This is a genomic window from Klebsiella sp. JB_Kp031 (genome assembly GCF_040064295.1).
In the GTDB taxonomy this organism is placed as follows: domain Bacteria; phylum Pseudomonadota; class Gammaproteobacteria; order Enterobacterales; family Enterobacteriaceae; genus Klebsiella; species Klebsiella quasipneumoniae.
The window spans coordinates 101,272-125,469 of sequence record NZ_JBEAJW010000039.1 but is presented as its reverse complement, the minus strand read 5'-3'; the positions used below and the strand labels follow the sequence as shown (position 1 = coordinate 125,469).

General features: G+C 57.1%; 21 protein-coding genes. 9 read left to right on the top strand and 12 right to left on the bottom strand.

Features of this window, described 5'->3' with window-relative positions; all coding sequences use genetic code 11:
* Nucleotides 1-30: 30 nt before the first annotated feature.
* Nucleotides 31-423 (top strand): 8-oxo-dGTP diphosphatase MutT, encoded by a 393-nt coding sequence (gene mutT, locus ABLV64_RS19155; protein ID WP_017901183.1) that lies wholly within the window; start codon nt 31-33, stop codon nt 421-423.
* A gap of 52 nt (nt 424-475) precedes the next feature.
* On the opposite strand, the gene yacG is transcribed toward mutT, so the two are convergent.
* Genes yacG through coaE form a run of 3 tightly spaced genes read right to left on the bottom strand, consistent with a single transcriptional unit; the run spans nt 476 to nt 2,043 of the window.
* A complete protein-coding gene (gene yacG / locus ABLV64_RS19150; protein ID WP_004204348.1) occupies nt 476-670 on the bottom strand; it encodes a DNA gyrase inhibitor YacG in 195 nt (64 codons plus the stop codon).
* A 9-nt stretch (nt 671-679) separates the two neighbouring features.
* Nucleotides 680-1,423, bottom strand: a complete 744-nt coding sequence (gene zapD / locus ABLV64_RS19145; RefSeq protein ID WP_032455555.1) for a cell division protein ZapD — start codon at nt 1,421-1,423, stop codon at nt 680-682.
* The gene (gene coaE / locus ABLV64_RS19140) at nt 1,423-2,043 is read right to left on the bottom strand and encodes a dephospho-CoA kinase (RefSeq protein ID WP_048294157.1); all 621 of its coding nucleotides are present in this window, start codon (nt 2,041-2,043) and stop codon (nt 1,423-1,425) included. The genes zapD and coaE overlap by 1 nt, the downstream gene beginning before the upstream one ends.
* 343 nt (nt 2,044-2,386) lie before the next feature.
* On the opposite strand from coaE, the gene ABLV64_RS19135 reads away from it, so the two are divergent.
* Nucleotides 2,387-3,430, top strand: a complete 1,044-nt coding sequence (locus tag ABLV64_RS19135; protein WP_100050947.1) for a GMP reductase — start codon at nt 2,387-2,389, stop codon at nt 3,428-3,430.
* 36 nt (nt 3,431-3,466) lie between these two features.
* On the opposite strand, the gene hofC is transcribed toward ABLV64_RS19135, so the two are convergent.
* The 4 genes from hofC to nadC form a co-directional block, all read right to left on the bottom strand.
* Nucleotides 3,467-4,672 carry a protein transport protein HofC gene (hofC, locus tag ABLV64_RS19130; RefSeq protein WP_348842993.1) on the bottom strand — a complete coding sequence of 402 codons (1,206 nt, stop codon included), beginning with the start codon at nt 4,670-4,672 and terminating at the stop codon, nt 3,467-3,469.
* On the bottom strand, nt 4,662-6,047 hold the full coding sequence (gene gspE / locus ABLV64_RS19125; protein WP_348842992.1) for a type II secretion system protein GspE: 1,386 nt from the start codon (nt 6,045-6,047) through the stop codon (nt 4,662-4,664). Before gspE ends, hofC begins: the two co-directional genes overlap by 11 nt.
* A gap of 10 nt (nt 6,048-6,057) precedes the next feature.
* On the bottom strand, nt 6,058-6,489 hold the full coding sequence (ppdD, locus tag ABLV64_RS19120; RefSeq protein WP_004204358.1) for a prepilin peptidase-dependent pilin: 432 nt from the start codon (nt 6,487-6,489) through the stop codon (nt 6,058-6,060).
* A gap of 180 nt (nt 6,490-6,669) precedes the next feature.
* Entirely contained in the window at nt 6,670-7,563 is an 894-nt protein-coding gene (nadC, locus tag ABLV64_RS19115; protein ID WP_004204359.1) for a carboxylating nicotinate-nucleotide diphosphorylase, read from the bottom strand.
* A gap of 133 nt (nt 7,564-7,696) precedes the next feature.
* On the opposite strand from nadC, the gene ampD reads away from it, so the two are divergent.
* The gene (gene ampD / locus ABLV64_RS19110) at nt 7,697-8,260 is read left to right on the top strand and encodes a 1,6-anhydro-N-acetylmuramyl-L-alanine amidase AmpD (protein WP_069734364.1); all 564 of its coding nucleotides are present in this window, start codon (nt 7,697-7,699) and stop codon (nt 8,258-8,260) included.
* Nucleotides 8,257-9,111, top strand: coding sequence for a beta-lactamase regulator AmpE (gene ampE / locus ABLV64_RS19105; RefSeq protein ID WP_004204361.1), 855 nt, complete (start codon nt 8,257-8,259; stop codon nt 9,109-9,111). The genes ampD and ampE overlap by 4 nt, the downstream gene beginning before the upstream one ends.
* A gap of 235 nt (nt 9,112-9,346) precedes the next feature.
* On the opposite strand, the gene ABLV64_RS19100 is transcribed toward ampE, so the two are convergent.
* From ABLV64_RS19100 to aroP, 3 genes are all read right to left on the bottom strand, one after another.
* Nucleotides 9,347-10,297, bottom strand: coding sequence for a family 43 glycosylhydrolase (locus tag ABLV64_RS19100; protein WP_069135388.1), 951 nt, complete (start codon nt 10,295-10,297; stop codon nt 9,347-9,349).
* Nucleotides 10,297-11,703 (bottom strand): MFS transporter, encoded by a 1,407-nt coding sequence (locus tag ABLV64_RS19095; protein WP_062914375.1) that lies wholly within the window; start codon nt 11,701-11,703, stop codon nt 10,297-10,299. Before ABLV64_RS19095 ends, ABLV64_RS19100 begins: the two co-directional genes overlap by 1 nt.
* A gap of 184 nt (nt 11,704-11,887) precedes the next feature.
* The gene (aroP, locus tag ABLV64_RS19090; protein ID WP_004204364.1) at nt 11,888-13,258 is read right to left on the bottom strand and encodes an aromatic amino acid transporter AroP; all 1,371 of its coding nucleotides are present in this window, start codon (nt 13,256-13,258) and stop codon (nt 11,888-11,890) included.
* 644 nt (nt 13,259-13,902) lie between these two features.
* Between aroP and pdhR the strand changes: the two genes are divergently transcribed.
* The 5 genes from pdhR (at nt 13,903) to ABLV64_RS19065 (ending at nt 21,476) form a co-directional block, all read left to right on the top strand.
* A complete protein-coding gene (gene pdhR, locus ABLV64_RS19085) occupies nt 13,903-14,682 on the top strand; it encodes a pyruvate dehydrogenase complex transcriptional repressor PdhR (RefSeq protein ID WP_002888699.1) in 780 nt (259 codons plus the stop codon).
* A 137-nt stretch (nt 14,683-14,819) separates the two neighbouring features.
* On the top strand, nt 14,820-17,483 hold the full coding sequence (gene aceE, locus ABLV64_RS19080; protein WP_004204365.1) for a pyruvate dehydrogenase (acetyl-transferring), homodimeric type: 2,664 nt from the start codon (nt 14,820-14,822) through the stop codon (nt 17,481-17,483).
* Nucleotides 17,484-17,497: 14 nt separating this feature from the next.
* On the top strand, nt 17,498-19,396 hold the full coding sequence (gene aceF / locus ABLV64_RS19075; protein ID WP_348842991.1) for a pyruvate dehydrogenase complex dihydrolipoyllysine-residue acetyltransferase: 1,899 nt from the start codon (nt 17,498-17,500) through the stop codon (nt 19,394-19,396).
* Between the two features lie 206 nt (nt 19,397-19,602).
* Nucleotides 19,603-21,027 carry a dihydrolipoyl dehydrogenase gene (lpdA, locus tag ABLV64_RS19070; protein ID WP_002888731.1) on the top strand — a complete coding sequence of 475 codons (1,425 nt, stop codon included), beginning with the start codon at nt 19,603-19,605 and terminating at the stop codon, nt 21,025-21,027.
* Between the two features lie 164 nt (nt 21,028-21,191).
* On the top strand, nt 21,192-21,476 hold the full coding sequence (locus ABLV64_RS19065) for a hypothetical protein (protein WP_004204367.1): 285 nt from the start codon (nt 21,192-21,194) through the stop codon (nt 21,474-21,476).
* Nucleotides 21,477-21,520: 44 nt separating this feature from the next.
* Here the strand turns inward: ABLV64_RS19065 and ABLV64_RS19060 are convergent, their stop codons facing one another.
* A complete protein-coding gene (locus ABLV64_RS19060) occupies nt 21,521-22,327 on the bottom strand; it encodes a DUF2950 family protein (protein WP_062914376.1) in 807 nt (268 codons plus the stop codon).
* An 11-nt stretch (nt 22,328-22,338) separates the two neighbouring features.
* Nucleotides 22,339-23,976, bottom strand: a complete 1,638-nt coding sequence (locus ABLV64_RS19055; protein ID WP_348842989.1) for a DUF3300 domain-containing protein — start codon at nt 23,974-23,976, stop codon at nt 22,339-22,341.
* Nucleotides 23,977-24,198 lie beyond the last annotated feature (222 nt).

Sequence of the window (24,198 nt, the reverse complement as noted above, 5' to 3'; positions counted from 1 at the left end):
GTTCTGCGCCTTTTTTATGGAGCTGATTCAATGAAAAAACTGCAAATCGCCGTAGGGATAATTCGCAATCCAGAAGGCGACATCTTTATTACCCAGCGCGCCGCGGATGCCCATATGGCGAATAAGCTGGAGTTCCCGGGCGGGAAGATTGAATCTGATGAAACGCCGGAGCAGGCGTTGATCCGCGAGCTGCAGGAAGAGGTGGGAATTACGGCCACTACCTTTTCACTATTTGATAAGCTGGAGTATCAGTTCCCCGATCGCCACATTACGCTGTGGTTTTTCCTCGTGGAAAGCTGGGAAGGCGAGCCCTGGGGCAAAGAGGGGCAGCCGGGACAGTGGATGACGCGGCAGGCGCTGGATCCGGAAGCGTTTCCCCCGGCGAATGAACCGGTTATCCGCAAACTTATCGCCCAGGGCTGAGCCCCGGGTCGGGAGACTAACCCAACAGGCGTTGGGTTAGCGTGCCGTCAAATCAGGGCTGCTGCTCGCTCCAGTCATCGCTATCGGAGAGATCGCCCGCGCTGGGGATGCGCTTCTCCTCTGCTGCCCATTCTCCCAAATCGATCAGCTGGCAGCGCTTGCTGCAGAACGGACGATAGGGGCTTTGTTCGCCCCAAACCACATTTTTGCCGCAGGTCGGACAATTGACGATAGTCTCTTCTGACATGTTATCTCCTTAACAGCAGGCCAGTTCAAAATCAAAGCGCTCCGGCACGATCCCATACTCACTGTCCAGCGGCAGGAAGCGGATGGCGAAACGGCTTTTATGGCCAGAGATCTGCGGATAAAGCTGGTGGGCCAGATCGAGACGCAGGCGCAGCAGATCGGCATCTTCGCCATTATCCTGATAAAAGCCATTGAGGCTGGTCTGTTTGCGAAACTGTCCGGAGTTACGAATCAGATCGAGGATCAGGCTCAGGGACTGGACCAAAGGAGCGAGGCTGGCAAGCCAGCTGGCCACCTGCTCGTCACGATGCGCCTGCGGCATATGGAGCCAGATATGCAGGGTCGGTAAATCGAAGCTGCAGCAGCCTCCAGGGATACTCAGACGCTGACGCACTAGCGCAATCAGGCGATCTTCACGCAGAAACTGACCAATGCGTGGCGCGGCCATCAGGGTGCTGGAAGACTGCTTGAGCTGCTGGCGCAGCGCGTTAATGCGCTCCTGATCGACTCCCGGCACTTCTGCCCAGGACTGGAGCTTACGCTGCTGGCGCTCCAGCTCTTTGACCAGATCGGTACGCACCTCGCCGCGCTCCAGGACATCCAGCAGATCGCCGGCGTTACGGAAAAAATGGAGCGCATCGGCATGGCTGGCAATCATCGGATGGAAAGCCATTTGCTGGATCAGAAATTCGATGCGCAGCCAGGTGCGCATTTTCTCATTAAGAGGATGTTCAAACAGAACGGGGGTATGCATTACGAGTTTTCCTGTGAGGCGGCCTGCAATGCCAGCGTTAAGTACTTTTCGTGCAGGCGGGCAACATCCGATGCCACTGCATCCGGAGTGCCAGTGTTTTCAATAACATCGTCCGCGATTGCCAGGCGCTGCTCGCGCGTGGCCTGGGCGGCAAGAATATGTTCAGCATGTTCGCGGCTGACCTTATCGCGCAGCATGGTGCGTTCGATTTGCGTCTCTTTTGGCACATCGACGACCAGTACGCGATCGGCCTGGCTGGACAGGCGGTTTTCGACCAGCAAAGGTACGACCCAGAGGAGATAAGGGGAGGTGGCGGCCTGCATCTGGCGGCGCGTTTCCTGCTGAATCAGCGGATGCAACAGCGCGTTGAGCCAGGCTTTTTCCTCCACCTGAGCAAAAATTTTTTCCCGCAGCAGACGGCGGTTTAGCGTGCCGTCGGGGGCAATCATCTGTGGCCCGAAGTGGCCGGCAATGGCCTGGAGCGCCGGGGTGCCGGGTTCGACCACCTGGCGGGCGATAACATCGGCATCGATAACCTTAATCCCGAGCTGCGCGAAGGCGTCGGCGACCGTACTTTTACCGCTGCCAATCCCGCCTGTTAACGCGACTGTGTACCCCATATCTTCTGACCCTGAAACGGATTGCTCGTATTTTTGGTATTCAGACAGCGAGGACGGGCAGTATGCCGGAGAGGCGAGAGCGATCTTGTCGTGATGGCCCCGTGCCAGCCGGGAGCGCCGTCCGCTATTCTGTTTCTTTTAATCAAGCAAATCAAATGGTTAAAAATAATGCGCTGGCGGGTGGAGATATAAGCGCTTTTTTCTCCATTCACCAGGTAAATTTATACGATTGTAGCGTAAAAAAAGTGAAAATCGCAGTCTTGCGCGGGCCTGATTCGTGCGTATGATAACGTCACTGGAGTTGTGCTCTCACATTAATGCCATTAACCCCAGGAATTCGCACATGCGTATTGAAGAAGATCTGAAGCTTGGTTTCAAAGACGTTCTTATCCGCCCGAAACGCTCTACCCTCAAAAGCCGTTCTGATGTTGAGCTGGCACGTGAATTCACCTTTAAACATTCAGGCCTGACCTGGTCCGGTGTGCCGATTATTGCGGCTAACATGGACACCGTCGGCACCTTCAGCATGGCGAAAGCGCTGGCCACTTTTGGCATTCTGACGGCAGTACACAAGCACTACACCGCGGAAGAATGGCAGGCGTTTGTCCAGAGCGTATCCGCAGACGTTCTCAAGCATGTGATGGTTTCCACCGGTACTTCCGATGCGGATTTTGATAAAACGCAACAGATCCTCTCTCAGAACCCACAATTGAACTTTGTGTGCATTGACGTCGCCAATGGCTACTCTGAACACTTCGTCCAGTTTGTGGCGAAGGCGCGCGAAGCCTGGCCGCAAAAAACCATTATTGCCGGGAACGTGGTCACCGGTGAAATGTGTGAAGAGCTGATCCTCTCCGGCGCCGATATCGTCAAAGTTGGCATTGGCCCGGGCTCCGTCTGCACCACCCGCGTCAAAACCGGGGTCGGCTACCCGCAGCTCTCCGCCGTGATCGAGTGTGCTGATGCCGCACATGGCCTTGGCGGCCAGATCATCAGCGATGGCGGTTGCACCATGCCGGGCGATGTGGCGAAAGCCTTCGGCGGCGGCGCTGATTTCGTGATGCTCGGCGGTATGCTGGCGGGCCACGAAGAGAGCGGCGGTACTGTGGTTGAAGAGAACGGTGAAAAATTCATGCTGTTTTACGGTATGAGCTCCGAATCGGCGATGACCCGCCATGTGGGCGGTGTCGCGAAATACCGCGCGGCGGAAGGGAAAACCGTTAAGCTGCCGCTGCGTGGCCCGGTGGACAATACCGCGCGCGACATTCTCGGCGGCCTGCGCTCTGCCTGCACCTACGTTGGCGCCTCGCGACTGAAAGAGCTGACCAAACGCACCACCTTTATCCGCGTTCAGGAACAAGAGAACCGGGTATTCAATAGCCTGTAACCGGCTGCGCTGGCGCCTGCGCGGTGCCAGCGTTGCTTATCCTCCCGCCCCGCCAATGGCATCGCCCAGATGAAAAACGGGCAAATACATCGCCACCACCAGGAGCCCGACCAGCGAGCCGGTTATCACCAGCATCAGGGGTTCCAGATGCGCAGCCAGACTGTCGGCTCGCTGATGGGTCTGCTCACGATGATGATGCGCCAGGTTTTCCAGCATCTGATCCAGTACCCCCGCGCTTTCCCCAGTGCGGATGAGCTGCAGACACAGCGGTGTAAAACCGCCGCAGCGGCTTAACGCCTGCCAGATCGGATCCCCCTGAACGATCAGCGCGCGGGCCTGCGCCAGGCGCTGGCGCCACAGCGGGCACGACAGGGTCTCTTCAACGCTTTGCAGCCCCTGTAGAAAGCTGATACCGGCACTTTGGGTTAACGCCAGAACGGTGAATATCAGGCTCAGCTGTTGACCGCCGATCAGGGGGCCGATGAGAGGGAGCGCGTTAAGCAGTTGCTGGCGACGCAGCAGCCAGTCGGCGCGCTGCCGGACCAGCTGGTTGAGCAGCAGCGGGCTCAGCAGAAAGGCCAGCAGTAACGGCCAGCCGCGGTTCAGCATGTCCCCTGCCGCAATAACCATTCGCGTTAATAACGGCAGCGGCGTATTGAACGTCTGGTAGATGGCAGTGAATTCAGGAAGGACAAAATAAAGCATCCCCAGCACCACCAGCAGCGCCAGTGTGAGCACGATCAGCGGGTAGCGCAGCGCCTTCTTGACCTTGCCGGCGAGCCGCTGCTGCTCCTGCTGCTGGTTGGCCAGCTGCTGGCAGCAAATATCGAGCTTGCCCGTCAGTTCGCCAGTGCTAATCATCGCCAGATACAGTGGCGGAAAAGCCTGCGGCCACTGCGCCAGTGCGGCAGAGAAAGTCACGCCCTGGGCCAGTTCGCGGCCCAGCGCCTCAAGCAGCGCCTGCCACTGCCCATGCGGTTGCTGCTGCGCCAGCAGCGATAACCCTTCCGCCAACGGTAGCCCGGCCTGCAGCAGGGTTGCCAACTGGCGGATTGTTTCGCTGCTGTAGCGCGGGTGCCACAGGCTTTGCTTCACCGTACAGCGGCGTATAGCCAACGGCAGGATGCGCTGCTGCTGGAGGTGATGCAGCACCTCCGGACGACTGGCTTGCCATAGCATCCCCTGACAAGGAGCGCCTTGCGCATCGACGCCTCGCCAGCGCCAGAGACGCTTAGTCGCCATGGGGGATCCCCAACACCCGCACCACCTCTTCGAGGCTGGTCAAGCCCTGTTCAATAGCCTGACATCCGCTTTCGAAGATCGTCATCATGCCCGCGGCTCGCGCCAGAGATTCGATCTCAATGGCGTTGAGCCCCTGGACTATCCCCTGACGTAGCCCCGGAGTGACAGGCAAGACCTCGAACAGCGCCAGCCTGCCGTGATACCCGTGATAACAGTGTTCGCAGCCCGCGGCCTGCCAGCGCGGCAACGGACGGGGCCACAGACTGTGCGGCAGGTCGGCGGCACTGCCGGCATTGCGCCGGCAGTGGGGGCACAGCTTGCGGACCAGACGCTGGGCGATAACCAGCGAGAGCGCAGAGGAGATCATCCAGCGGGCGATGCCCATTTGCTGCAGGCGGGTGAGGGTTTCGCTGGTGGAATTGGTGTGCAGAGTAGAGAGCACCAGATGACCCGTTTGGGCGGCTTTCAGCGCGATTTCAGCGGTTTCGGCATCGCGGATTTCACCCACCATCACAATATCCGGATCCTGACGTAACAGGGCGCGCAGTACGCTGTGAAAGGTCAGCCCGGCGCGCGGGTTGATTTGCGTCTGGTTCATCCCGGCGATGGGGATCTCCAGAGGATCCTCGACGCTACAGATGTTCACTTGTTCCCGGTTTCGCGCCTGCAGGGCGCTGTAGAGGGTCACCGTTTTCCCGCTTCCGGTTGGGCCAGTGACCAGCAGCAGCCCCTGCGGCTGATTCAGCGCCTGGCGGAAGGCCGCCAACTGAGAGGATGAGAGGCCGAGCGCCTCCAGATCCAGCGCCTGGTCAACCTGATGCAGAAGGCGCAGGACAATTTTCTCGCCATAGCGGCAGGGCAGAGTGGCGATGCGAAAGGAGAGCGGCCGTCCGGCGAGGTTCAGCGCGAACTGACCATCCTGCGGCAAACGATGCTCGGCGATATCGAGACTGGCCATCACCTTGAGTCGTGCGATAACCGGCGCGGCCAGCTCGGGCGCCAGCAGCGGCAGGGCGTGTAGCACGCCATCGACACGCAGGCGGATCCGTAAGTGCGTTTCCGTGGGTTCGATATGAATATCGGAGGCCCGCTGACGCAGGGCCTGCTCGAGGATCTGATTGACCCGTTCGGCGATGTTTTCCGGGCCTGCATTTTGCGCCAGCAGCGCCTGCTTTTCCTGGACGTGCAGGCGCTTATCCATCTGCTCCTGGCTCCAGCATTCAATATCGATCCGTTTTTGCGTCGCGAAACGTAGCGCCTCCATTAGCTCCGTCGGCGGGGTATCGACCACCGCAATGGATATCGTCTGCTCATCGCTGTGCAGCAGCAGGGCGTGATGGCGACGACAGAGAGGGAGCAGCTGTTCTGTTTTCATGTTGTCGCCCTCACTTCACGCGGAAGACGTCTTCGCAGGCCTGCTGAAGCGCGCTGTTGTCGGTGATAGTGCAGACCCGCTGCCAGCCGGTGACGCCCTCGGCGTTATCCCAGGTCGGGGTTAGGGTGACGCCCAGTCCGTTGAGACTTTCCTGGCCGGTGAGGGTAACGACCCCTTTTGCCACGCTCATGGCGGAGAGGTAGCGCGTGGTGGTTGGCGAGGGGATGCCATTGCTGCCGCCGTCGCATGTCGTCAGGCCGCCATGATCGAGCGCGCAAAGTTCAATTGCCGTCCGGTAGGGGACAAAGGTCTGCAGCAGATCGGTGAGGGCGGCTTTACGCAGGTAGTTCTGGTAGGCCGGGATGCCGATGGCGCTGAGAATGGCGATGATGCCGATGACCACCATCAGTTCAATCAGGGTAAAACCTCGTTGTTTATCCATAAGTCGCTCCTTGTTGTGACAGAAGCACTGTGACGGGATTCAGGGGGACAGGCGAGGAGACGAAAACGATCCGGGAAACCGGGTTCCAGGGTTTTTAGCGGGATTGCATGGTGAGCAAGAGCGGCTGCGAGTCGGGTCGCAAATTCAGGCCTTCACGCCGGAAACGTGAAGGCCCAATCTTCAGCGAAAACGCATCGACAGGTCGAGCGCCTGCACATGTTTGGTCAGGGCCCCGACGGAGATATAGTCGACCCCGGTGTCGGCAAATTCGCGGATGGTGTCAAAGGTGACGTTGCCGGAGACCTCGAGCGACGCCTGGCCAGCGGTGATTTTCACCGCCTCGCGCATCAGGTCGGTGGTGAAGTTATCGAGCATAATGATATCGGCCCCGGCTTTTAACGCCTGCTCCAGCTCATCCAGCGTTTCCACTTCCACTTCCACCGGCACATCAGGATGCAGCCAGAACGCCTTTTCCACCGCCTGACGGATCGAGCCGGAGGCGATGATGTGGTTTTCTTTAATCAGGAAAGCGTCGAACAGCCCCAGGCGGTGGTTGGCGCCGCCGCCGCAGAGAACCGCGTATTTCAAAGCGGTACGCAGCCCTGGCAGCGTTTTGCGCGTATCCAGGAGTTGGGTTTTGGTGCCCGCCAGCAGGTCGACATAGCGGCGGACAACGCTGGCGACGCCGGAGAGGGTTTGTACAAAGTTCAGCGCCGTACGTTCGCCAGTGAGCAGAATGCGCGATGGGCCTTCCAGCTCGAACAGGGGTTGATCGGCTTTGACCGCATCGCCATCGGCGACGTGCCAGGTGATATTCACGTCGTCACCGGCGAGCTGAATGAAGACCTCTTCCACCCAGCGTTTACCACAGAAGACGCCATCTTCGCGGGTAATGACCACCGCATGGGAGCGTGCATCCTGCGGCAATAATTGTGCGCTAATATCGTTGCTGGCGTCGACTTCGCCGCCCAAATCTTCCCGCAGGGAGTGTGCGACAGCATCGGTAATATCGAGATTAATACGTTCCAGCAGCACGTCACGGCGGCGGTCGGGGTTGTAACGACGAGGCGACATGATAAAGCTCCAGATAGATAAGATTCAGAAGTGGGAAACATGCTAACCTGAACGACGTTTCAGTACCATACACACTTCATCCTTTGGGCCGGCGTGTGGCCCGGAAGCATGAGTTCGCGAAAGGAGATCCCGCATGCAGTTGAACGAGGGATGGCTGGTCGGCGCGCGGCGGGTTCCCTCGCCGCACCATGACTGCCGTCCGGATGAAGAGGCCCCTTCCTTATTGGTGGTGCATAATATCAGCCTGCCGCCAGGTGAATTTGGTGGTCCATGGATTGACGCGCTGTTCACCGGCACCCTGGATCCTCACGCGCATCCTTTCTTTGCCGAGATCGCTCATCTGCGCGTTTCGGCGCATTGTCTGATTCGCCGTGATGGTGAAATCGTGCAGTATGTGCCTTTCGATAAGCGTGCATGGCATGCGGGTGTCTCCAGCTATCAGGGGCGTGAACGCTGCAATGACTTTTCCATCGGCATAGAGCTGGAAGGCACGGATACCCTGGCGTATACCGAAGCGCAGTACCAGCAGCTGGCGGCGGTGACGGATCTGCTTATCACGATTTATCCTGCCATCGCCGCAAACATCACGGGCCATAGCGATATCGCGCCCGTTCGCAAGACGGACCCGGGACCGGCCTTTGACTGGAAAAAATTTCGTGCGCTGCTCAGCGCGCCGTCCGAAAAGGAGACCTCATGACGCTGTTTACTACGCTGCTGGTGCTTATCGCTGAACGCCTGTTTAAACTGGGCGAACACTGGCAGCTTGATCATCGGCTGGAGGTGGCGTTCCGCCGGATAAAACATTTCTCGTTGCCGGGAACGCTGCTGATGACCCTGGTCGCCGTCGCGGTGGTCTACATTATTCAGCGCTTGCTGCAGGGGCAGCTGTTCAACGTACCGCTGCTGGTGTTCTGGATTTTGCTAGGCCTGCTGTGCATCGGCGCCGGTAAGGTTCGGCTGCACTATCATGCCTATCTGAAAGCGGCGTCGCGCAATGACAGCCGCGCCTGCGATGCGATGGCCAGCGAGCTGACGTTGATACACGGCGTCCCCCCGGGCTGTGATGAGCGCGAGTACCTTAGCGAACTGCAAAATGCGCTGCTATGGATTAACTATCGTTACTACCTGGCGCCACTCTTCTGGTTTGTGGTCGGTGGGGCGTGGGGGCCGCTGACGCTTATCGCCTATAGCGTCCTGCGTGCCTGGCAGACGTGGCTGGCGCGCTACCAGACGCCGCATCATCGTTTGCAGTCCGGAATCGATGGTATCCTGCATATTGTGGACTGGCTGCCGGTGCGTCTGGTGGGGGTTGTCTATGCTCTGGTGGGGCATGGAGAGAAAGCGCTCCCTGCGTGGTTTGCATCGTTAGGCGACCGCCATTCGTCGCAGTATCAGGTATTGACCCGCCTGGCGCAGTATTCCCTGGCTCGTGAACCGCACGTGGATAAAGTAGCGACGCCGAAGGCTGCGGTATCGATGGCTAAGAAGACTTCGCTGGTGGTAGTGGTGATTATGGCGCTGCTGACGATTTACGGTACCCTGGTTTAACGGCCTGAGCCCGCGCGCTGCCTGCCACGATGTACGTACCTGCGGGGCTTTTGTTGCCTGATGGCGCTGCGCTTATCCGGCCTGGCGAGTCACCCGCAGGCTCACGTCACGTAGGCCCGGCAAGCAACAGCGCCGCCGGGCGATATATCAGACGCCGTGCTGGTCATGTTGCCGGGTGGCGGCTTCGCCTGACCCGGCCTGGAGAACCCGCGCCAGCGGGTAACATTCCGAACCGCTACAGCGTATCCGCCGGTGGAATACCGAAGTCGGGCATCCCGTCTTCCCGCCAGCTGACCAGCTTTAACCGCGTATGGCGATTGGGATCATACAGCGGGTCGCCTTCTATCTCAGTGTAATTCCGCGCGTGATACACCAGCACATCTTCCCCTTCCGGCGTTTGGGTAAAACTATTATGACCTGGGCCATACTGGCGGTTTTCATAGCTGGTGCGGAACACCGGCTGCGGAGCTTTATGCCAGTTTGCCGGCTGCAGCGGATCGGCCTGCCGGTCGATCCATAACAACCCCATGCAGTAGTTTTCATCGGTGGCGCTGGCGGAATAGCTGATAAATAGCTTATCGCCATGCATCAGTACCGCAGGCCCTTCGTTGACCTTAAATCCCCGGCACTCCCAGTCGAACTCCGGCTTGCTCAGCATGACCGGCTCGCCTTTTAACGTCCACGGGTTAGCCATTTCGGCGAGATACAGGTTTGAGTTGCCTTCGATATGCGGGGATTTTTGCGCCCACAGATACCAGCATTTCCTCTGATGGGTAAAAGTGGTGGCATCGAGGGCGAAGGTATCGAAAGGCGTGACCACCTGGCCTTTTTCCTGCCAGCGGCCGGTCAGCGGATCGTTGTCGGCGCACTCGATCACGAACATACGATGCTGGAACATGCCCAGCGCATCCAGATCGTGGGTATGGGTGGCGGCAAAATAGATATACCACTTCCCGTCTATCTCATGTAGCTCCGGCGCCCAAATCAGCTGGCTCATCGGCCCGCTTTGCGGTGCGCGCCAGACCACTACCGGCTCCGCATCGCGTAATCCTTCAAGGGTCGCCGCGCGCCGGATCTCCAGCCGGTCGTATTCCGGCACCGAGGCAATAAAGTAGTAGTGATTAAGGTGGCGCAGAATAAAGGGATCTGCGCGCTGTTCAATAAAGGGGTTTGGCCAGTTGTTCATCAGGCTTTCCTTACGTGTTCACTGGTTTTCAGTTCCTGGTATTCGTTCAGCTCGCTGTAGTTGCTGCGGCGCTTCTCTAAATCGCTCTGGATCTGGCGCATCAGGGTACGGTCAACCTTCAGCAGGCGCACCACGCCGGCGGTGATCAGGTAGCCGACGCCGGGGATAACCGAGAACAGCAGCACGATGCCGTTGAGGGCGGAGGCGCTTTGCGCTTTGGCGCCAGAGTCGTAGCCGTACCATGACAACAGGAATCCGACCATCGCCCCGGCGACCGCCAGGCCGACTTTGAGGAAGAACAGATTGCCGGAGAAGCTAATGCCGGTGATGCGCTTGCCGGTTTTCCACTCGCCGTAGTCGTCAACATCGGACATCAGCGACCAGTGCAGCGGGGAGGGAATTTGATGCAGGATGTTGAGCAGGAAGTAGAGCACCATAATCAGCGTGGTGGCGTGCGGATTAAAGAAATAGAAGGCGCAGGAGAAGATCGCCAGCACGATATTGGTCCAGAAGAAGACCTGCAGTTTGCACCAGCGGTCGGTGAGGACTTTTGCCAGCATGCTGCCAATCATCATCCCGACCACGCCGAGGCTGATAAACAGAGTGGCAAAATGGGTGCTTTGCCCCATTACCCAGGTGACGTAGTACATGGTGGCGGCCATGCGGATAAAGCCCGGACAGACGTTGCACAGCGTGAGCAACAGGATGCGTACCCACTGGTCATTTTTCCACACATCTTTGAGATCTTTTTTCAGTTCATCATTGGTCTGTACCGCCGGGTGGATGCGTTCGCGTACGGTAGCGAAGCAGAACAGGAACATACACATGCCGATGAAGGCCAGCACGGTCATCGCCATCTGATAGCCCTTCGCTTTATCGGCGCCGCCGAACCAGTCGGCCATTGGCAGCAGCGTTAATGACAGCAACAGCGTGGCGATACCCACCATCACGAAACGATAAGACTGGCAGGCAACGCGCTCTTTCGGATCGGCGGTCATCACCGTTCCCAGCGAGCAGTAGGGGATGTTAATCGCGGTATAGGTAATCGACAGCAGAAAGTAGGTGACAAACGCATAGATGACTTTGCTGTTATAGGTCCACTCAGGAGTGGTGAACATCAGGACGCTGAACAGGGCGTAGGGGAAAGCAATCCACAGCAGCCATGGACGAAAGCGGCCATATTTACTGCGGGTGCGGTCGGCGAGGGCGCCCATGATCGGGTCGGTCACCGCATCGATGACGCGCACCGACAGCAGCAGTACGCCCACCAGCGCCGGCGCCAGACCGAAAATATCGGTATAAAAATAGTTAACAAACAGCATGATGGCGCCAAAGATGATATTGCATCCGGCATCCCCCATCCCATAACCAATCTTTTCTTTTATTGAAAGTCTATTGTCTGCCATGTGCGGTCTCTCCGTTGCAGTATGGAGAGAATTATTGGCTGCTATCGAGAGAATTACGTTGCAGGAACGCGTTGACGATATGGATAAAAAAGCTATGGAGGGGAAAGTGTGAAGCAGATAACAATGCTCTGCGCCCGTCATTCAGGGAGGGGCGCAGAGCAAAGAGAATTATTGATGAGATGTATTATTGTGCTTTTATGGTGGCGGCGGCTTTCTGTTTAAACAGATAGCCCACGCCCAGCACGGCGATCCATACCGGGATCAGCCAAACGGAAATCGCCATCCCCGGGGTCATCAGCATAATGATCAGCACCGCGGCCATAAACAGCAGGCACACCCAGTTACCCAGCGGGTAGAAGAGGGCGGGGAAGCGAGTGGTGACGCCCTGCTGCTGTTTGGCGCGACGGAATTTGATATGCGCGAGGCTGATCATCGCCCAGTTGATCACCAGGGCGGAGACTACCAGCGCCATCAGCAGGCCAAATGCGGATTCCGGCGCCAGGTAGTTGATCAGCACACACAGGGCGGTGACCACGGCGGAGACGAGAATGGTATTCACCGGCACGCCGCGTTTGTCGACGCTGAGCAGCGCTTTCGGTGCGTTCCCCTGCTGGGCAAGACCGAACAGCATACGGCTGTTGCAGTAGACACAGCTGTTATACACCGACAGGGCCGCCGTCAGCACCACTACGTTGAGGGCGTTTGCCACCAGCGTATCGCCAAGCTCATGGAAAATCAGGACGAACGGACTGGTGTCCGCAGTCACACGCGTCCACGGCAGAAGCGAGAGCAGGACCGCCAGCGAGCCAACATAGAAGATCAGGATACGGTAGATAACCTGGTTAGTGGCTTTCGGGATGCTTTGCTCCGGGTTATCCGCTTCCGCCGCGGTGATACCCACCAGCTCCAGACCGCCGAAGGAGAACATGATGATCGCCATCATCATTACCAGCCCGGTAAAGCCGTGCGGCAGGAACCCGCCTTGATCCCAGAGGTTACGTACCGTCGCCTGCGGGCCGCCGTTGCCGCTGAACAGCAGCCAGCCGCCGAACAAAATCATCGCCACAACGGCGACCACTTTGATAATGGCAAACCAGAACTCCATTTCCCCGAACACTTTCACGTTGGTCAGGTTAATGGCGTTGATGGCGATGAAGAAGACCGCCGCTGAGGCCCAGGTTGGGATTTCCGGCCACCAGAACTGGATATATTTGCCGACGGCAGTGAGTTCCGCCATGGCCACCAGGACATACAGTACCCAGTAGTTCCAGCCGGAGGCGAAGCCGGCAAAGCCGCCCCAGTATTTATAAGCAAAGTGGCTAAACGAACCGGCTACCGGCTCTTCTACCACCATTTCGCCCAGCTGACGCATGATCAGAAAGGCGATAAAACCGGCAATCGCGTAACCAAGAATGATACCCGGGCCGGCGGACTGAATGACGGACGCGCTCCCCAGAAACAGGCCGGTGCCGATAGCCCCGCCCAGCGCGATGAGCTGAATGTGACGGTTTTTCAGGCCGCGCTTCAGCCGATCGCCGTGCTGTTGACCTTCCATATGAAACCTCGTGTGTGGTTATTTTTTGTGTACGTCATCCGTCAGGTTGCTGCTTCACTGCTGTCCCTGCCTGAAAGCATAGCCAGCGAAAATTTGGGCGACGTGGCCCACTTTTTACCTGAGTGATGGCGCGCACATATTGTTGTGTTTGTGTATTTAACGACTTCCGTTTCTGTATTGTTTTGTTTACGGAAGGCGGTGCGGTAATTAAGAAAAAGGCCTTTCGTCTCAGGGAGAATAGTGGTAAGCGCGTTTGAATGCACCTGCTTTATGAAGGGATGATGACCATGTGTCTAAAAAGACATCAATAGACACATTCTGTATTATTCCGGCGCATTGCTTCTTTCTGATTATTTATTCAATGATATTGTCTTTATATTCATTTATTGGGTCGTTGAATCGGTTCAGATAGCGTAATTTTTCGTTTCCATTAAGTTAATGCTACCTCTTTATGAGTAAACGTAACATTTGTGCAAGGTTACATTTCTGAAATGTTATTTCTGTAAGGTTGTTAAAATGTCCGTCGTTTACTGATTTCAATCAAAACCTGTATGGACAGAAGGTGAATACTTTGTTACTTTAGCGCTACGAACTTTAAATTGGTAAGACCAATTGACTCCGGGCTAATGGCAGAGACAGGGAATATGGCCTACAGCAAAATCCGCCAACCAAAATTATCCGATGTGATAGAGCAGCAGCTGGAGTTTCTGATCCTTGAGGGGACCTTGCGCCCCGGTGAAAAACTCCCGCCTGAACGCGAACTGGCTAAACAGTTCGACGTTTCCCGCCCCTCGCTGCGTGAGGCGATTCAACGCCTCGAAGCCAAGGGCCTGTTGCTTCGTCGTCAGGGAGGTGGAACGTTTGTTCAGAGCCGCCTGTGGCAGAGCTTCAGCGATCCGCTGGTTGAGCTGCTGTCCGATCACCCTGAATCCCAATTCGATTTGCTTGAGACCCGTCACGCGCTGGAAGGCATCGCGGCCTATTACGCGGCGCTGCGCAGCAATGATGAAGATCGCGACCGTATCCGCGAGCTGCATCAGGCTATTGAGCGGGCTCAGCAGTCGGGCGATCTGGACGCTGAGTCCGGCGCCGTCGTCCAGTACCAAATCGCCGTCACCGAGGCGGCACACAATGTGGTTTTGCTCCATCTGCTAAGGTGTATGGAGCCGATGCTGGCGCAAAACGTGCGTCAGAACTTTGAATTGCTGTATGCCCGCCGGGAAATGCTCCCGTTGGTCAGCAACCATCGCACTCGCATTTTCGAGGCGATAATGGCCGGGGAGCCGGAGCAGGCGCGTGAGGCGTCGCACCGTCACCTGGCGTTCATTGAGGAAATTTTGCTGGACCGTAGCCGTGAGCAGAGTCGTAGAGAACGCTCGCTGCGTCGTTTACAGCAACGAAAGGACGAGAACTCCGGTTCTTAAGCGCCATTTTTAGAGCGCGGCAACTAAACGCAGAACCTGTCTTATTGAATTTTTGGTTGTTCAACGGTGAAGAACGAAGAGTTCAATGGGACAGGTTCCAGATTAATCAACGATTAGATAGATAAGGAATACCCCCCATGTCAGAACGTTTACCAAATGACGTGGATCCGATCGAAACTCGCGACTGGCTACAGGCGATCGAATCGGTCATCCGTGAAGAAGGTGTTGAGCGCGCTCAGTATCTTATTGACCAACTCCTTTCTGAAGCCCGCAAAGGCGGGGTGAAAGTGGCTGCTGGCGCATCGACCGGCGGTTACGTCAACACTATTGCCGTTGAAGATGAGCCGGAATATCCGGGTAATCTGGATCTGGAACGTCGTATCCGTTCTGCGATCCGCTGGAACGCCATCATGACCGTTCTGCGCGCATCGAAAAAAGATCTCGAACTGGGCGGCCACATGGCTTCTTTCCAGTCTTCCGCAACCTTCTACGAAGTGTGCTTCAACCACTTCTTCCGCGCACGCAATGAGCAGGATGGCGGCGACCTGGTGTACTTCCAGGGTCACATCTCTCCGGGCGTTTATGCGCGTGCGTTCCTGGAAGGTCGTCTGACTGAAGAGCAGATGAACAACTTCCGTCAGGAAGTTCACGGTAAAGGTCTGTCCTCTTATCCGCACCCGAAACTGATGCCGGAATTCTGGCAGTTCCCGACCGTTTCTATGGGCCTGGGCCCAATCGGGGCGATTTATCAGGCTAAATTCCTGAAATATCTGGAACACCGTGGTCTGAAAGACACCTCCAAACAAACCGTTTACGCGTTCCTGGGCGACGGTGAGATGGACGAGCCGGAATCTAAAGGCGCGATCACCATCGCGACCCGTGAGAAGCTCGACAACCTGGTGTTCGTTATCAACTGTAACCTGCAGCGTCTTGACGGTCCGGTCACCGGTAACGGCAAAATCATTAACGAACTGGAAGGCATCTTCGCGGGCGCTGGCTGGAACGTTATCAAGGTTATCTGGGGCGGTCGTTGGGATGAGCTGCTGCGTAAAGACACCAGCGGTAAGCTGATTCAGCTGATGGAAGAAACCGTTGACGGCGATTACCAGACCTTTAAATCCAAAGACGGCGCTTATGTGCGCGAGCACTTCTTCGGTAAATATCCGGAGACCGCTGCGCTGGTTGCCGACTGGACTGACGAGCAGATTTGGGCCCTGAACCGCGGTGGCCACGATCCGAAGAAAGTTTATGCTGCTCTGAAAAAAGCGCAGGAAACCAAAGGCAAAGCGACCGTTATCCTCGCCCATACCATCAAAGGTTACGGCATGGGTGACACTGCTGAAGGTAAGAACATCGCTCACCAGGTTAAGAAAATGAACATGGACGGCGTTCGCTACGTCCGCGATCGTTTCAACGTGCCGGTTGCCGATGCCGATCTGGAAAAACTGCCGTACGTCACCTTCCCGGAAGGTTCCGAAGAGCACACCTATCTGCACGCTCAGCGTCAGAAACTGCACGGCTATCTGCCGAGCCGTCAGCCGAACTTCACTGAGAAGCTGGAGCTGCCGACGCTGGAAGATTTCCGCCCGCTGCTGGAAGAGCAGAATAAAGAGATCTCTACCACTATCGCGTTCGTTCGTGCCCTGAACGTGATGCTGAAGAACAAATCCATCAAAGACCGCCTCGTGCCGATCATCGCCGACGAAGCGCGTACTTTCGGTATGGAAGGTCTGTTCCGTCAGATCGGTATCTACAGCCCGAACGGCCAGCAGTACACCCCGCAGGACCGTGAGCAGGTTGCATACTACAAAGAAGACGAGAAAGGTCAGATCCTGCAGGAAGGGATCAACGAGCTGGGCGCAGGCGCATCCTGGCTGGCTGCGGCGACCTCTTACAGCACCAACAACCTGCCGATGATCCCGTTCTACATCTACTACTCGATGTTCGGGTTCCAGCGTATCGGTGACCTGTGCTGGCAGGCTGGCGACCAGCAGGCTCGCGGCTTCCTGATTGGTGGTACTTCCGGTCGTACGACGCTGAACGGCGAAGGTCTGCAGCACGAAGATGGCCACAGCCATATTCAGTCTCTGACTATCCCGAACTGTATCTCTTACGATCCCTCCTACGCCTACGAAGTGGCGGTCATCATGCATGACGGCCTGGAGCGTATGTACGGTGAGAAACAAGAGAACGTTTACTACTACATCACTACCCTGAACGAAAACTACCACATGCCGGCCATGCCGGAAGGCGCCGAGGAAGGTATCCGCAAAGGTATCTACAAACTCGAAACCATCGAAGGTAGCAAAGGTAAAGTTCAGCTGCTGGGCTCCGGTTCTATCCTGCGTCACGTCCGTGAAGCAGCGCAGATCCTGGCGAAAGACTACGGCGTGGGCTCTGACGTGTACAGCGTCACCTCCTTCACCGAACTGGCGCGTGATGGCCAGGATTGCGAACGCTGGAACATGCTGCACCCGCTGGAAACACCGCGCGTGCCGTACATCGCTCAGGTGATGAACGACGCTCCGGCAGTGGCATCCACTGACTATATGAAACTGTTCGCCGAGCAGGTTCGTACCTACGTACCGGCTGACGATTACCGCGTACTGGGTACCGATGGCTTCGGTCGTTCCGACAGCCGTGAAAACCTGCGTCACCACTTCGAAGTCGATGCTTCCTATGTGGTCGTTGCAGCGCTGGGCGAACTGGCTAAACGTGGTGAAATCGATAAGAAAGTGGTTGCGGACGCAATTACCAAATTCAACATCGATGCAGAAAAAGTTAACCCGCGTCTGGCGTAAGAGGTAAAAGAATAATGGCTATCGAAATCAAAGTACCGGACATCGGGGCTGATGAAGTTGAAATCACCGAGATTCTGGTCAAAGTGGGCGACAAAGTTGAAGCTGAACAGTCGCTGATCACCGTAGAAGGCGATAAAGCCTCTATGGAAGTCCCGTCTCCGCAGGCTGGCGTCGTGAAAGAGATTAAAGTCTCCGTCGGCGACAAAACCGAGACTGGCAAACTGATTATGATTTTCGATTCCGCCGAGGGTGCAGCAGCCGCTGCACCTGCGCAGGAAGAGAAGAAAGAAGCCGCTCCGGCCGCCGCTGCTCCAGCAGCTGCCGCGGCAGCGAAAGAAGTGAATGTGCCGGACATCGGCGGTGACGAAGTTGAAGTCACTGAAATTCTGGTGAAAGTGGGCGATACCGTTGCGGCTGAGCAGTCTCTGATCACCGTCGAAGGCGATAAAGCCTCGATGGAAGTGCCGGCGCCGTTCGCGGGTACCGTGAAAGAGATCAAGATCAACACCGGCGATAAAGTGTCCACCGGCTCCCTGATCATGATCTTCGAAGTGGCGGGCGCTGCGCCTGCTGCCGCACCTGCTCAGACTGCTGCTCCGGCGGCGGCTGCTCCAGCTGCGGCTGGCGGTGCGAAAGACGTTAACGTACCGGACATCGGCGGCGACGAAGTTGAAGTGACCGAAGTGATGGTAAAAGTCGGCGATAAAGTGGCTGCTGAGCAGTCCCTGATCACCGTCGAAGGCGACAAAGCGTCTATGGAAGTGCCGGCGCCGTTCGCGGGCACCGTCAAAGAGATCAAAATCAGCACCGGCGATAAAGTCAAAACCGGCTCCCTGATCATGGTCTTCGAAGTGGAAGGCGCTGCGCCTGCCGCCGCACCGGCTCAAGCGGCTGCGCCGGCACCGGCTGCAGCTCCGGCTCAGGCCGCTAAGCCTGCCGCGGCACCGGCTGCGAAAGCGGAAGGTCAAACCGAATTCGCTGAAAACGACGCTTACGTCCACGCCACTCCGCTGATTCGCCGTCTGGCGCGCGAGTTCGGCGTTAACCTGGCGAAAGTGAAAGGCACCGGCCGTAAAGGTCGTATCCTGCGCGAAGACGTTCAGGCTTACGTGAAAGACGCTGTTAAGCGTGCTGAATCCGCACCGGCGGCTGCCGCTGGCGGCGGTATCCCGGGCATGCTGCCATGGCCGAAGGTTGACTTCAGCAAGTTCGGCGAAATCGAAGAAGTGGAGCTGGGCCGTATCCAGAAAATTTCTGGTGCCAACCTGAGCCGTAACTGGGTCATGATCCCGCACGTTACCCACTTCGACAAAACCGATATCACCGATCTGGAAGCGTTCCGTAAGCAGCAGAACGCCGAAGCTGAGAAGCGTAAACTGGACGTGAAATTCACCCCGGTTGTCTTCATCATGAAAGCCGTGGCCGCTGCGCTTGAGCAGATGCCGCGCTTCAACAGCTCGCTCTCCGAAGATGGTCAGCGTCTGACACTGAAGAAATACATCAACATCGGTGTGGCGGTGGATACCCCGAACGGTCTGGTGGTTCCGGTCTTTAAAGACGTGAACAAGAAGAGCATCACCGAGCTGTCTCGTGAACTGACCACCATCTCGAAGAAAGCGCGCGATGGCAAACTGACGGCGGGCGAAATGCAGGGCGGTTGCTTCACCATCTCCAGCATCGGCGGCCTGGGTACCACCCACTTCGCGCCGATTGTTAATGCGCCGGAAGTGGCCATCCTCGGCGTGTCTAAGTCCGCGATGGAGCCGGTATGGAATGGTAAAGAGTTCGTGCCGCGTCTGATGCTGCCGATTTCTCTGTCCTTCGACCACCGCGTCATCGACGGTGCTGATGGTGCCCGCTTCATTACCATCATCAACAACACCTTGAGCGACATTCGCCGCCTGGTGATGTAATTGAAAAAGCCGGCCTGACGGCCGGCTTTTTTCTGATAACCTCAGGCTGTTTGGGATTATCAGCAACAAAGGACAAAATCGTTTGCCGTTTGTTGTTTAAAAATTGTTAACAATTTTGTAAAATACACGCGGATAGAACGTCCCGGTGGACTTGGGCGTAAAAATAATAGCGTCAGACCCGCCGGATATAAATTACAGAGGTCATGATGAGTACTGAAATCAAAACTCAGGTCGTGGTACTTGGGGCAGGTCCTGCAGGCTACTCTGCAGCCTTCCGTTGCGCTGATTTAGGTCTGGAAACCGTCATCGTAGAACGTTACAGCACCCTCGGTGGGGTGTGCCTGAACGTGGGTTGTATCCCTTCTAAAGCGCTGCTGCACGTGGCAAAAGTTATCGAAGAAGCGAAAGCGCTGGCCGAACACGGCATCGTTTTCGGCGAACCGAAAACTGACATTGACAAGATCCGCACCTGGAAAGAAAAAGTCATCACTCAGCTGACCGGTGGTCTGGCTGGCATGGCCAAAGGGCGTAAAGTGAAGGTGGTTAACGGTCTGGGTAAATTCACCGGCGCTAACACCCTGGAAGTGGAAGGCGAAAACGGCAAAACCGTGATCAACTTCGACAACGCCATCATCGCGGCGGGCTCCCGTCCGATTCAACTGCCATTTATTCCGCATGAAGATCCGCGCGTATGGGACTCCACCGACGCCCTGGAGCTGAAATCTGTGCCGAAACGCATGCTGGTCATGGGCGGCGGTATCATCGGTCTGGAAATGGGTACCGTATACCATGCGCTGGGTTCAGAGATCGACGTGGTTGAAATGTTCGACCAGGTCATCCCGGCTGCCGATAAAGATGTGGTGAAAGTCTTCACCAAACGCATCAGCAAGAAATTCAACCTGATGCTGGAAACCAAAGTGACTGCCGTTGAAGCAAAAGAAGACGGTATTTATGTTTCCATGGAAGGCAAAAAAGCGCCGGCGGAAGCACAGCGTTACGACGCCGTGCTGGTGGCTATCGGCCGCGTACCGAACGGTAAAAACCTCGACGCAGGCAAAGCGGGCGTGGAAGTTGACGATCGTGGCTTCATCCGCGTTGACAAACAAATGCGCACCAACGTGCCGCACATCTTTGCTATCGGCGATATCGTCGGTCAGCCGATGCTGGCGCACAAAGGCGTCCACGAAGGTCACGTTGCCGCAGAAGTTATCTCCGGCCTGAAGCACTACTTCGATCCGAAAGTGATCCCATCGATCGCCTACACCGAGCCAGAAGTGGCATGGGTCGGTCTGACCGAGAAAGAAGCGAAAGAGAAAGGCATCAGCTACGAAACCGCCACCTTCCCGTGGGCTGCTTCTGGCCGTGCTATCGCTTCCGACTGCGCAGACGGCATGACCAAACTGATCTTCGACAAAGAGACCCACCGTGTTATCGGCGGCGCGATTGTCGGCACCAACGGCGGCGAGCTGCTGGGTGAGATCGGCCTGGCTATCGAGATGGGCTGTGACGCTGAAGACATCGCGCTGACTATCCACGCTCACCCGACTCTGCACGAGTCTGTTGGCCTGGCGGCAGAAGTTTTCGAAGGCAGCATCACCGACCTGCCGAACGCCAAAGCGAAGAAAAAGTAACTTTTTCTTTCAGGCAAAAAGCATAAGCGGCTCCCGGAGCCGCTTTTTTTATGCCTGATGTTTAGAACTATGTCGCTATTCATAAACCGCTACACCTCATACATACTTTGTAAATAGTCACTCTGTAAACTTATAGGCAGTTAACGATATCAATGAGGTGTGTGATGAAACGCTTTTTAACCACAGCGCTGGTCGCAGCAGCGTGCTTATCCGGTGTCGCCTGCGCGGCTGACGCCACGATTCCGTGGGCGGATAACAGCGGTGGTACGGAAACGACCCATATTGCGGCGATGGGCCAGGATCTGAATGCTCAGCATCAGCAAGTGACCAAGACCAGTGAAGGAGTATGGGCGGCGAATTCCGGCAGCATCAGCGCTGACGAATCGGCATTGTCCAGTACGAAACCAGCCTTTGCCGGCGATCCGTCGCTGATGCCCCACCAGGGCTAAGTGAATGAAAACGCCCGGTTGCGTGTACGTAACCGGGCGTTTTTTTATGGGTTGACCTCCTGCCAGCCGGCGTCAGCGTCGGGGGCAAAGCGCGTTATCGCCTGGGCCTTTGCCGCGCTCTCTTCACCGAGATTGGCCTGATAAACGGTATCGTGCTGATCGATCATAAAGCTCATCACGCCGGTTTCCCCCCACGCCACCGGCCACGCCAGCAAGGCGACGCTCTGTTCATCTCTACCGGTGATAATGCGGAAGCGGTAGCCATGGTAGCCGCTGCCGGGAACCGTCGGGCTAAAGGCTGGCCCAAGCGGACTTGGCGCTTCGCCCGGCGAGGTGGGCCAGTACAGACCATCTTTTTTGCCTTCGCTACTGATGATTTTCTGCGCCCAGCGGTGGTTCAGTTGATAGTAATCCTGCTGGGCGTCAACGTAGGCATGCATGGCGGCTATCGCCGACAGTTCATTACGGCCGATAGCGCGGGTGAGGATCTCTTCTTCGCCAGCCGCCATATCAAAGCGCCAGCCCTGGGATGCTTTGACAATGGGGACTGGCAGCCGCCATGCTTCGCTACCGACGTCGAGCCAGGCTTTTTCACCCTGCTGCACAATCACATGTTTCACCTGCCAGTCGCGCTGGAAGCGGTCGACGGCAGTGGGGTCGATCCCGTCGGGGGGTAAAAAATGCTGCCAGTTATCGCCAAGCACTTCACTCAGCGCCGCGTCATTTTGCTGGCCGATCGCCTCGGCCAGCGCGCTTGCGGCCTGCTCGGGGGTGGCATACTGCTGCTGGGCGAAGGCGGCAAGCGGCGACAGCATTAACGTGAACAGGGCAATTGGTAATGGGTTTCTCATTCTGCTCATCCTCAGCGGCGGCGTAGTTCATGGTGTTCAGAAAGACGCTCTCTGGCGCCGTCGCGCTGCTCGCGGTTTACGCTGGAAAACTGACGACTCTGCCGTCCCCGTTCCTGCTGCGCTTGCCAGGAGGGGGCGCGGCTTTCGTTGCCGCTAAGGGCGCTGGCGCGCAGATGACTGACCGTCTGCTGACGCTGGGCTGGCGTGGCAGACTGGAGCTGCTGCCGGCGCTGTTGCTGCTGCGGTGTAGTATTCTGCTCGCGGCTCTTAATGGTTTCCCTACGCTGCTGTTGCTGCGGCGTCGGGTTTTTCAACTGCGCTTTCGCCGCGTCTCGACGCTGCTGGGTCGATGTCGGCTCGCTGTCGTAACCGCGGTAGTTGCTGCGCTGGGTGGCTTGTTTCAACTGCGCCGAGGCCGCCTGACGCTGGGCATCGCGCGAGGCGGTGTTTGCCGCCAGGTTGCCCGCCGTGGCGGTCGACGCGCTGCGCTGCTGAAGCTGGGTCATCGCCGCCTGGCGCTGCGCCTCACGATCGACCGGCGCATGCTGGGTGGCGCTCAGTCCGCCGGATACGTTGGTCTGATGAAAGCGCTGAGCGAGGGTATTATCGGGGTATGGCACGTGACCGCGATAGGCGGGGTTGTGCTGCCAGTTTACGCGGTCGCCCGGCAGGTTTTGTCCGGTAATGCGGTTAAAGTTATTCACATTGATATTGATGTTATCGCCGTTATGCGAGTAATCGCCGCGGTGGTAGTCGTCATCGTGATGGTGGTGGTCATCATCATCATCCCAGTCGATGCTGCTGAACAGCGCCCAGGTGGTCGCCACGCCCAGGCTGTAACCGAAGCCTTTGACGAAGCTATCGGTAAACTGCTCCCCGGGAGGCGGCGGCAGATAGACCGGAGGATAGGCGCTGTTCGGCCAGGTACCATAGACGGTGGAGGGGTTGTAGTTGGGAACATAGACCACCTGTGGATCGGTCGGTTCTATTTTTATGACCTGCGTCGGTGCGGGCGCCGTCGCGCTGGTCGTTGACGTTGTTACCGTGCTGCTTTTCGAGGTGGAGGCCGGCGCAGGCGCCGCTGCGGCGACAATCACTTTTTGCTGCGGCGTGGATTTCAGTGTCCCTGTCTGCTGGGCGATGGCACGCAGACGCTGCACCGAGTCCATCACATCATGCGGCTGGGCCAAAAACGCATTACCCAGATTTTCCACCCAGGGCGGATTCTCGCCCATCATCGCCAGCAGGGCCGGGAAAGCGACAAGCGATTTAACGCTGGGATCCCACGGCTGGCTGGCAACAGCCTGAACGGCGGGATCCCCTTTCATGGTGGGGTTATCCTGGGACCACTGCACCGCCTGCATGACGTTGTCCGGGTAGGTGGAGGCCATCAGCACCTGCGACAGCAGACTGTCCGGATAGAGCGCGATGGGGGCAACCCACTGATCAATCTGCGCCTGGGTGTAGGTGGTGGCTACCGGCTGCGCGGCGACTGGCTGTGTGGCTGGAGTGGGTGCCGGCGCAGCCTGCGCCGTCGGCTCAGTGACCGTCTCTGGAGTACGGCTTTGCACATAGAGTGTTCCCGCCGCCGCGAGTAAACCAGCGCTACAGAGCAGGGCGATAATATGGGGTTTGAACGGCAGTGACATAGAAGCTCCTGACCCAAAAAGTAACCCATCTCGCTAAAGTATCGGCGAAAACGGCGCGTTTGCTGAGTATAAGTAAGCGGTATGGCTTTTTATTGATGATTGTTGGGATCGGCCCATGGCGTTGTACGTGGAAAGGAATTTTTGTCGCGGGATTTGAACAGAAAGCCTGCAATATCCTGCCCTTAACGATTCAGCTAAATTTTAATGTTGCTTTTTTGTAAA

What these genes read in the sequence shown, in the direction of transcription:
- mutT (WP_017901183.1), top strand. Translation starts at nt 31, where the DNA reads ATGAAAAAACTGCAAATCGCCGTAGGGATAATTCGCAATCCAGAAGGC.
- ABLV64_RS19055 (WP_348842989.1), bottom strand. Translation starts at nt 23,976, where the DNA reads ATGTCACTGCCGTTCAAACCCCATATTATCGCCCTGCTCTGTAGCGCT.
- ampD (WP_069734364.1), top strand. Translation starts at nt 7,697, where the DNA reads ATGCAGTTGAACGAGGGATGGCTGGTCGGCGCGCGGCGGGTTCCCTCG.
- ABLV64_RS19065 (WP_004204367.1), top strand. Translation starts at nt 21,192, where the DNA reads ATGAAACGCTTTTTAACCACAGCGCTGGTCGCAGCAGCGTGCTTATCC.
- ABLV64_RS19100 (WP_069135388.1), bottom strand. Translation starts at nt 10,297, where the DNA reads ATGAACAACTGGCCAAACCCCTTTATTGAACAGCGCGCAGATCCCTTT.
- nadC (WP_004204359.1), bottom strand. Translation starts at nt 7,563, where the DNA reads ATGTCGCCTCGTCGTTACAACCCCGACCGCCGCCGTGACGTGCTGCTG.
- aceE (WP_004204365.1), top strand. Translation starts at nt 14,820, where the DNA reads ATGTCAGAACGTTTACCAAATGACGTGGATCCGATCGAAACTCGCGAC.
- ABLV64_RS19060 (WP_062914376.1), bottom strand. Translation starts at nt 22,327, where the DNA reads ATGAGAAACCCATTACCAATTGCCCTGTTCACGTTAATGCTGTCGCCG.
- yacG (WP_004204348.1), bottom strand. Translation starts at nt 670, where the DNA reads ATGTCAGAAGAGACTATCGTCAATTGTCCGACCTGCGGCAAAAATGTG.
- ampE (WP_004204361.1), top strand. Translation starts at nt 8,257, where the DNA reads ATGACGCTGTTTACTACGCTGCTGGTGCTTATCGCTGAACGCCTGTTT.
- zapD (WP_032455555.1), bottom strand. Translation starts at nt 1,423, where the DNA reads ATGCATACCCCCGTTCTGTTTGAACATCCTCTTAATGAGAAAATGCGC.
- gspE (WP_348842992.1), bottom strand. Translation starts at nt 6,047, where the DNA reads ATGAAAACAGAACAGCTGCTCCCTCTCTGTCGTCGCCATCACGCCCTG.
- hofC (WP_348842993.1), bottom strand. Translation starts at nt 4,672, where the DNA reads ATGGCGACTAAGCGTCTCTGGCGCTGGCGAGGCGTCGATGCGCAAGGC.
- pdhR (WP_002888699.1), top strand. Translation starts at nt 13,903, where the DNA reads ATGGCCTACAGCAAAATCCGCCAACCAAAATTATCCGATGTGATAGAG.
- lpdA (WP_002888731.1), top strand. Translation starts at nt 19,603, where the DNA reads ATGAGTACTGAAATCAAAACTCAGGTCGTGGTACTTGGGGCAGGTCCT.
- ppdD (WP_004204358.1), bottom strand. Translation starts at nt 6,489, where the DNA reads ATGGATAAACAACGAGGTTTTACCCTGATTGAACTGATGGTGGTCATC.
- ABLV64_RS19135 (WP_100050947.1), top strand. Translation starts at nt 2,387, where the DNA reads ATGCGTATTGAAGAAGATCTGAAGCTTGGTTTCAAAGACGTTCTTATC.
- ABLV64_RS19095 (WP_062914375.1), bottom strand. Translation starts at nt 11,703, where the DNA reads ATGGCAGACAATAGACTTTCAATAAAAGAAAAGATTGGTTATGGGATG.
- aroP (WP_004204364.1), bottom strand. Translation starts at nt 13,258, where the DNA reads ATGGAAGGTCAACAGCACGGCGATCGGCTGAAGCGCGGCCTGAAAAAC.
- coaE (WP_048294157.1), bottom strand. Translation starts at nt 2,043, where the DNA reads ATGGGGTACACAGTCGCGTTAACAGGCGGGATTGGCAGCGGTAAAAGT.
- aceF (WP_348842991.1), top strand. Translation starts at nt 17,498, where the DNA reads ATGGCTATCGAAATCAAAGTACCGGACATCGGGGCTGATGAAGTTGAA.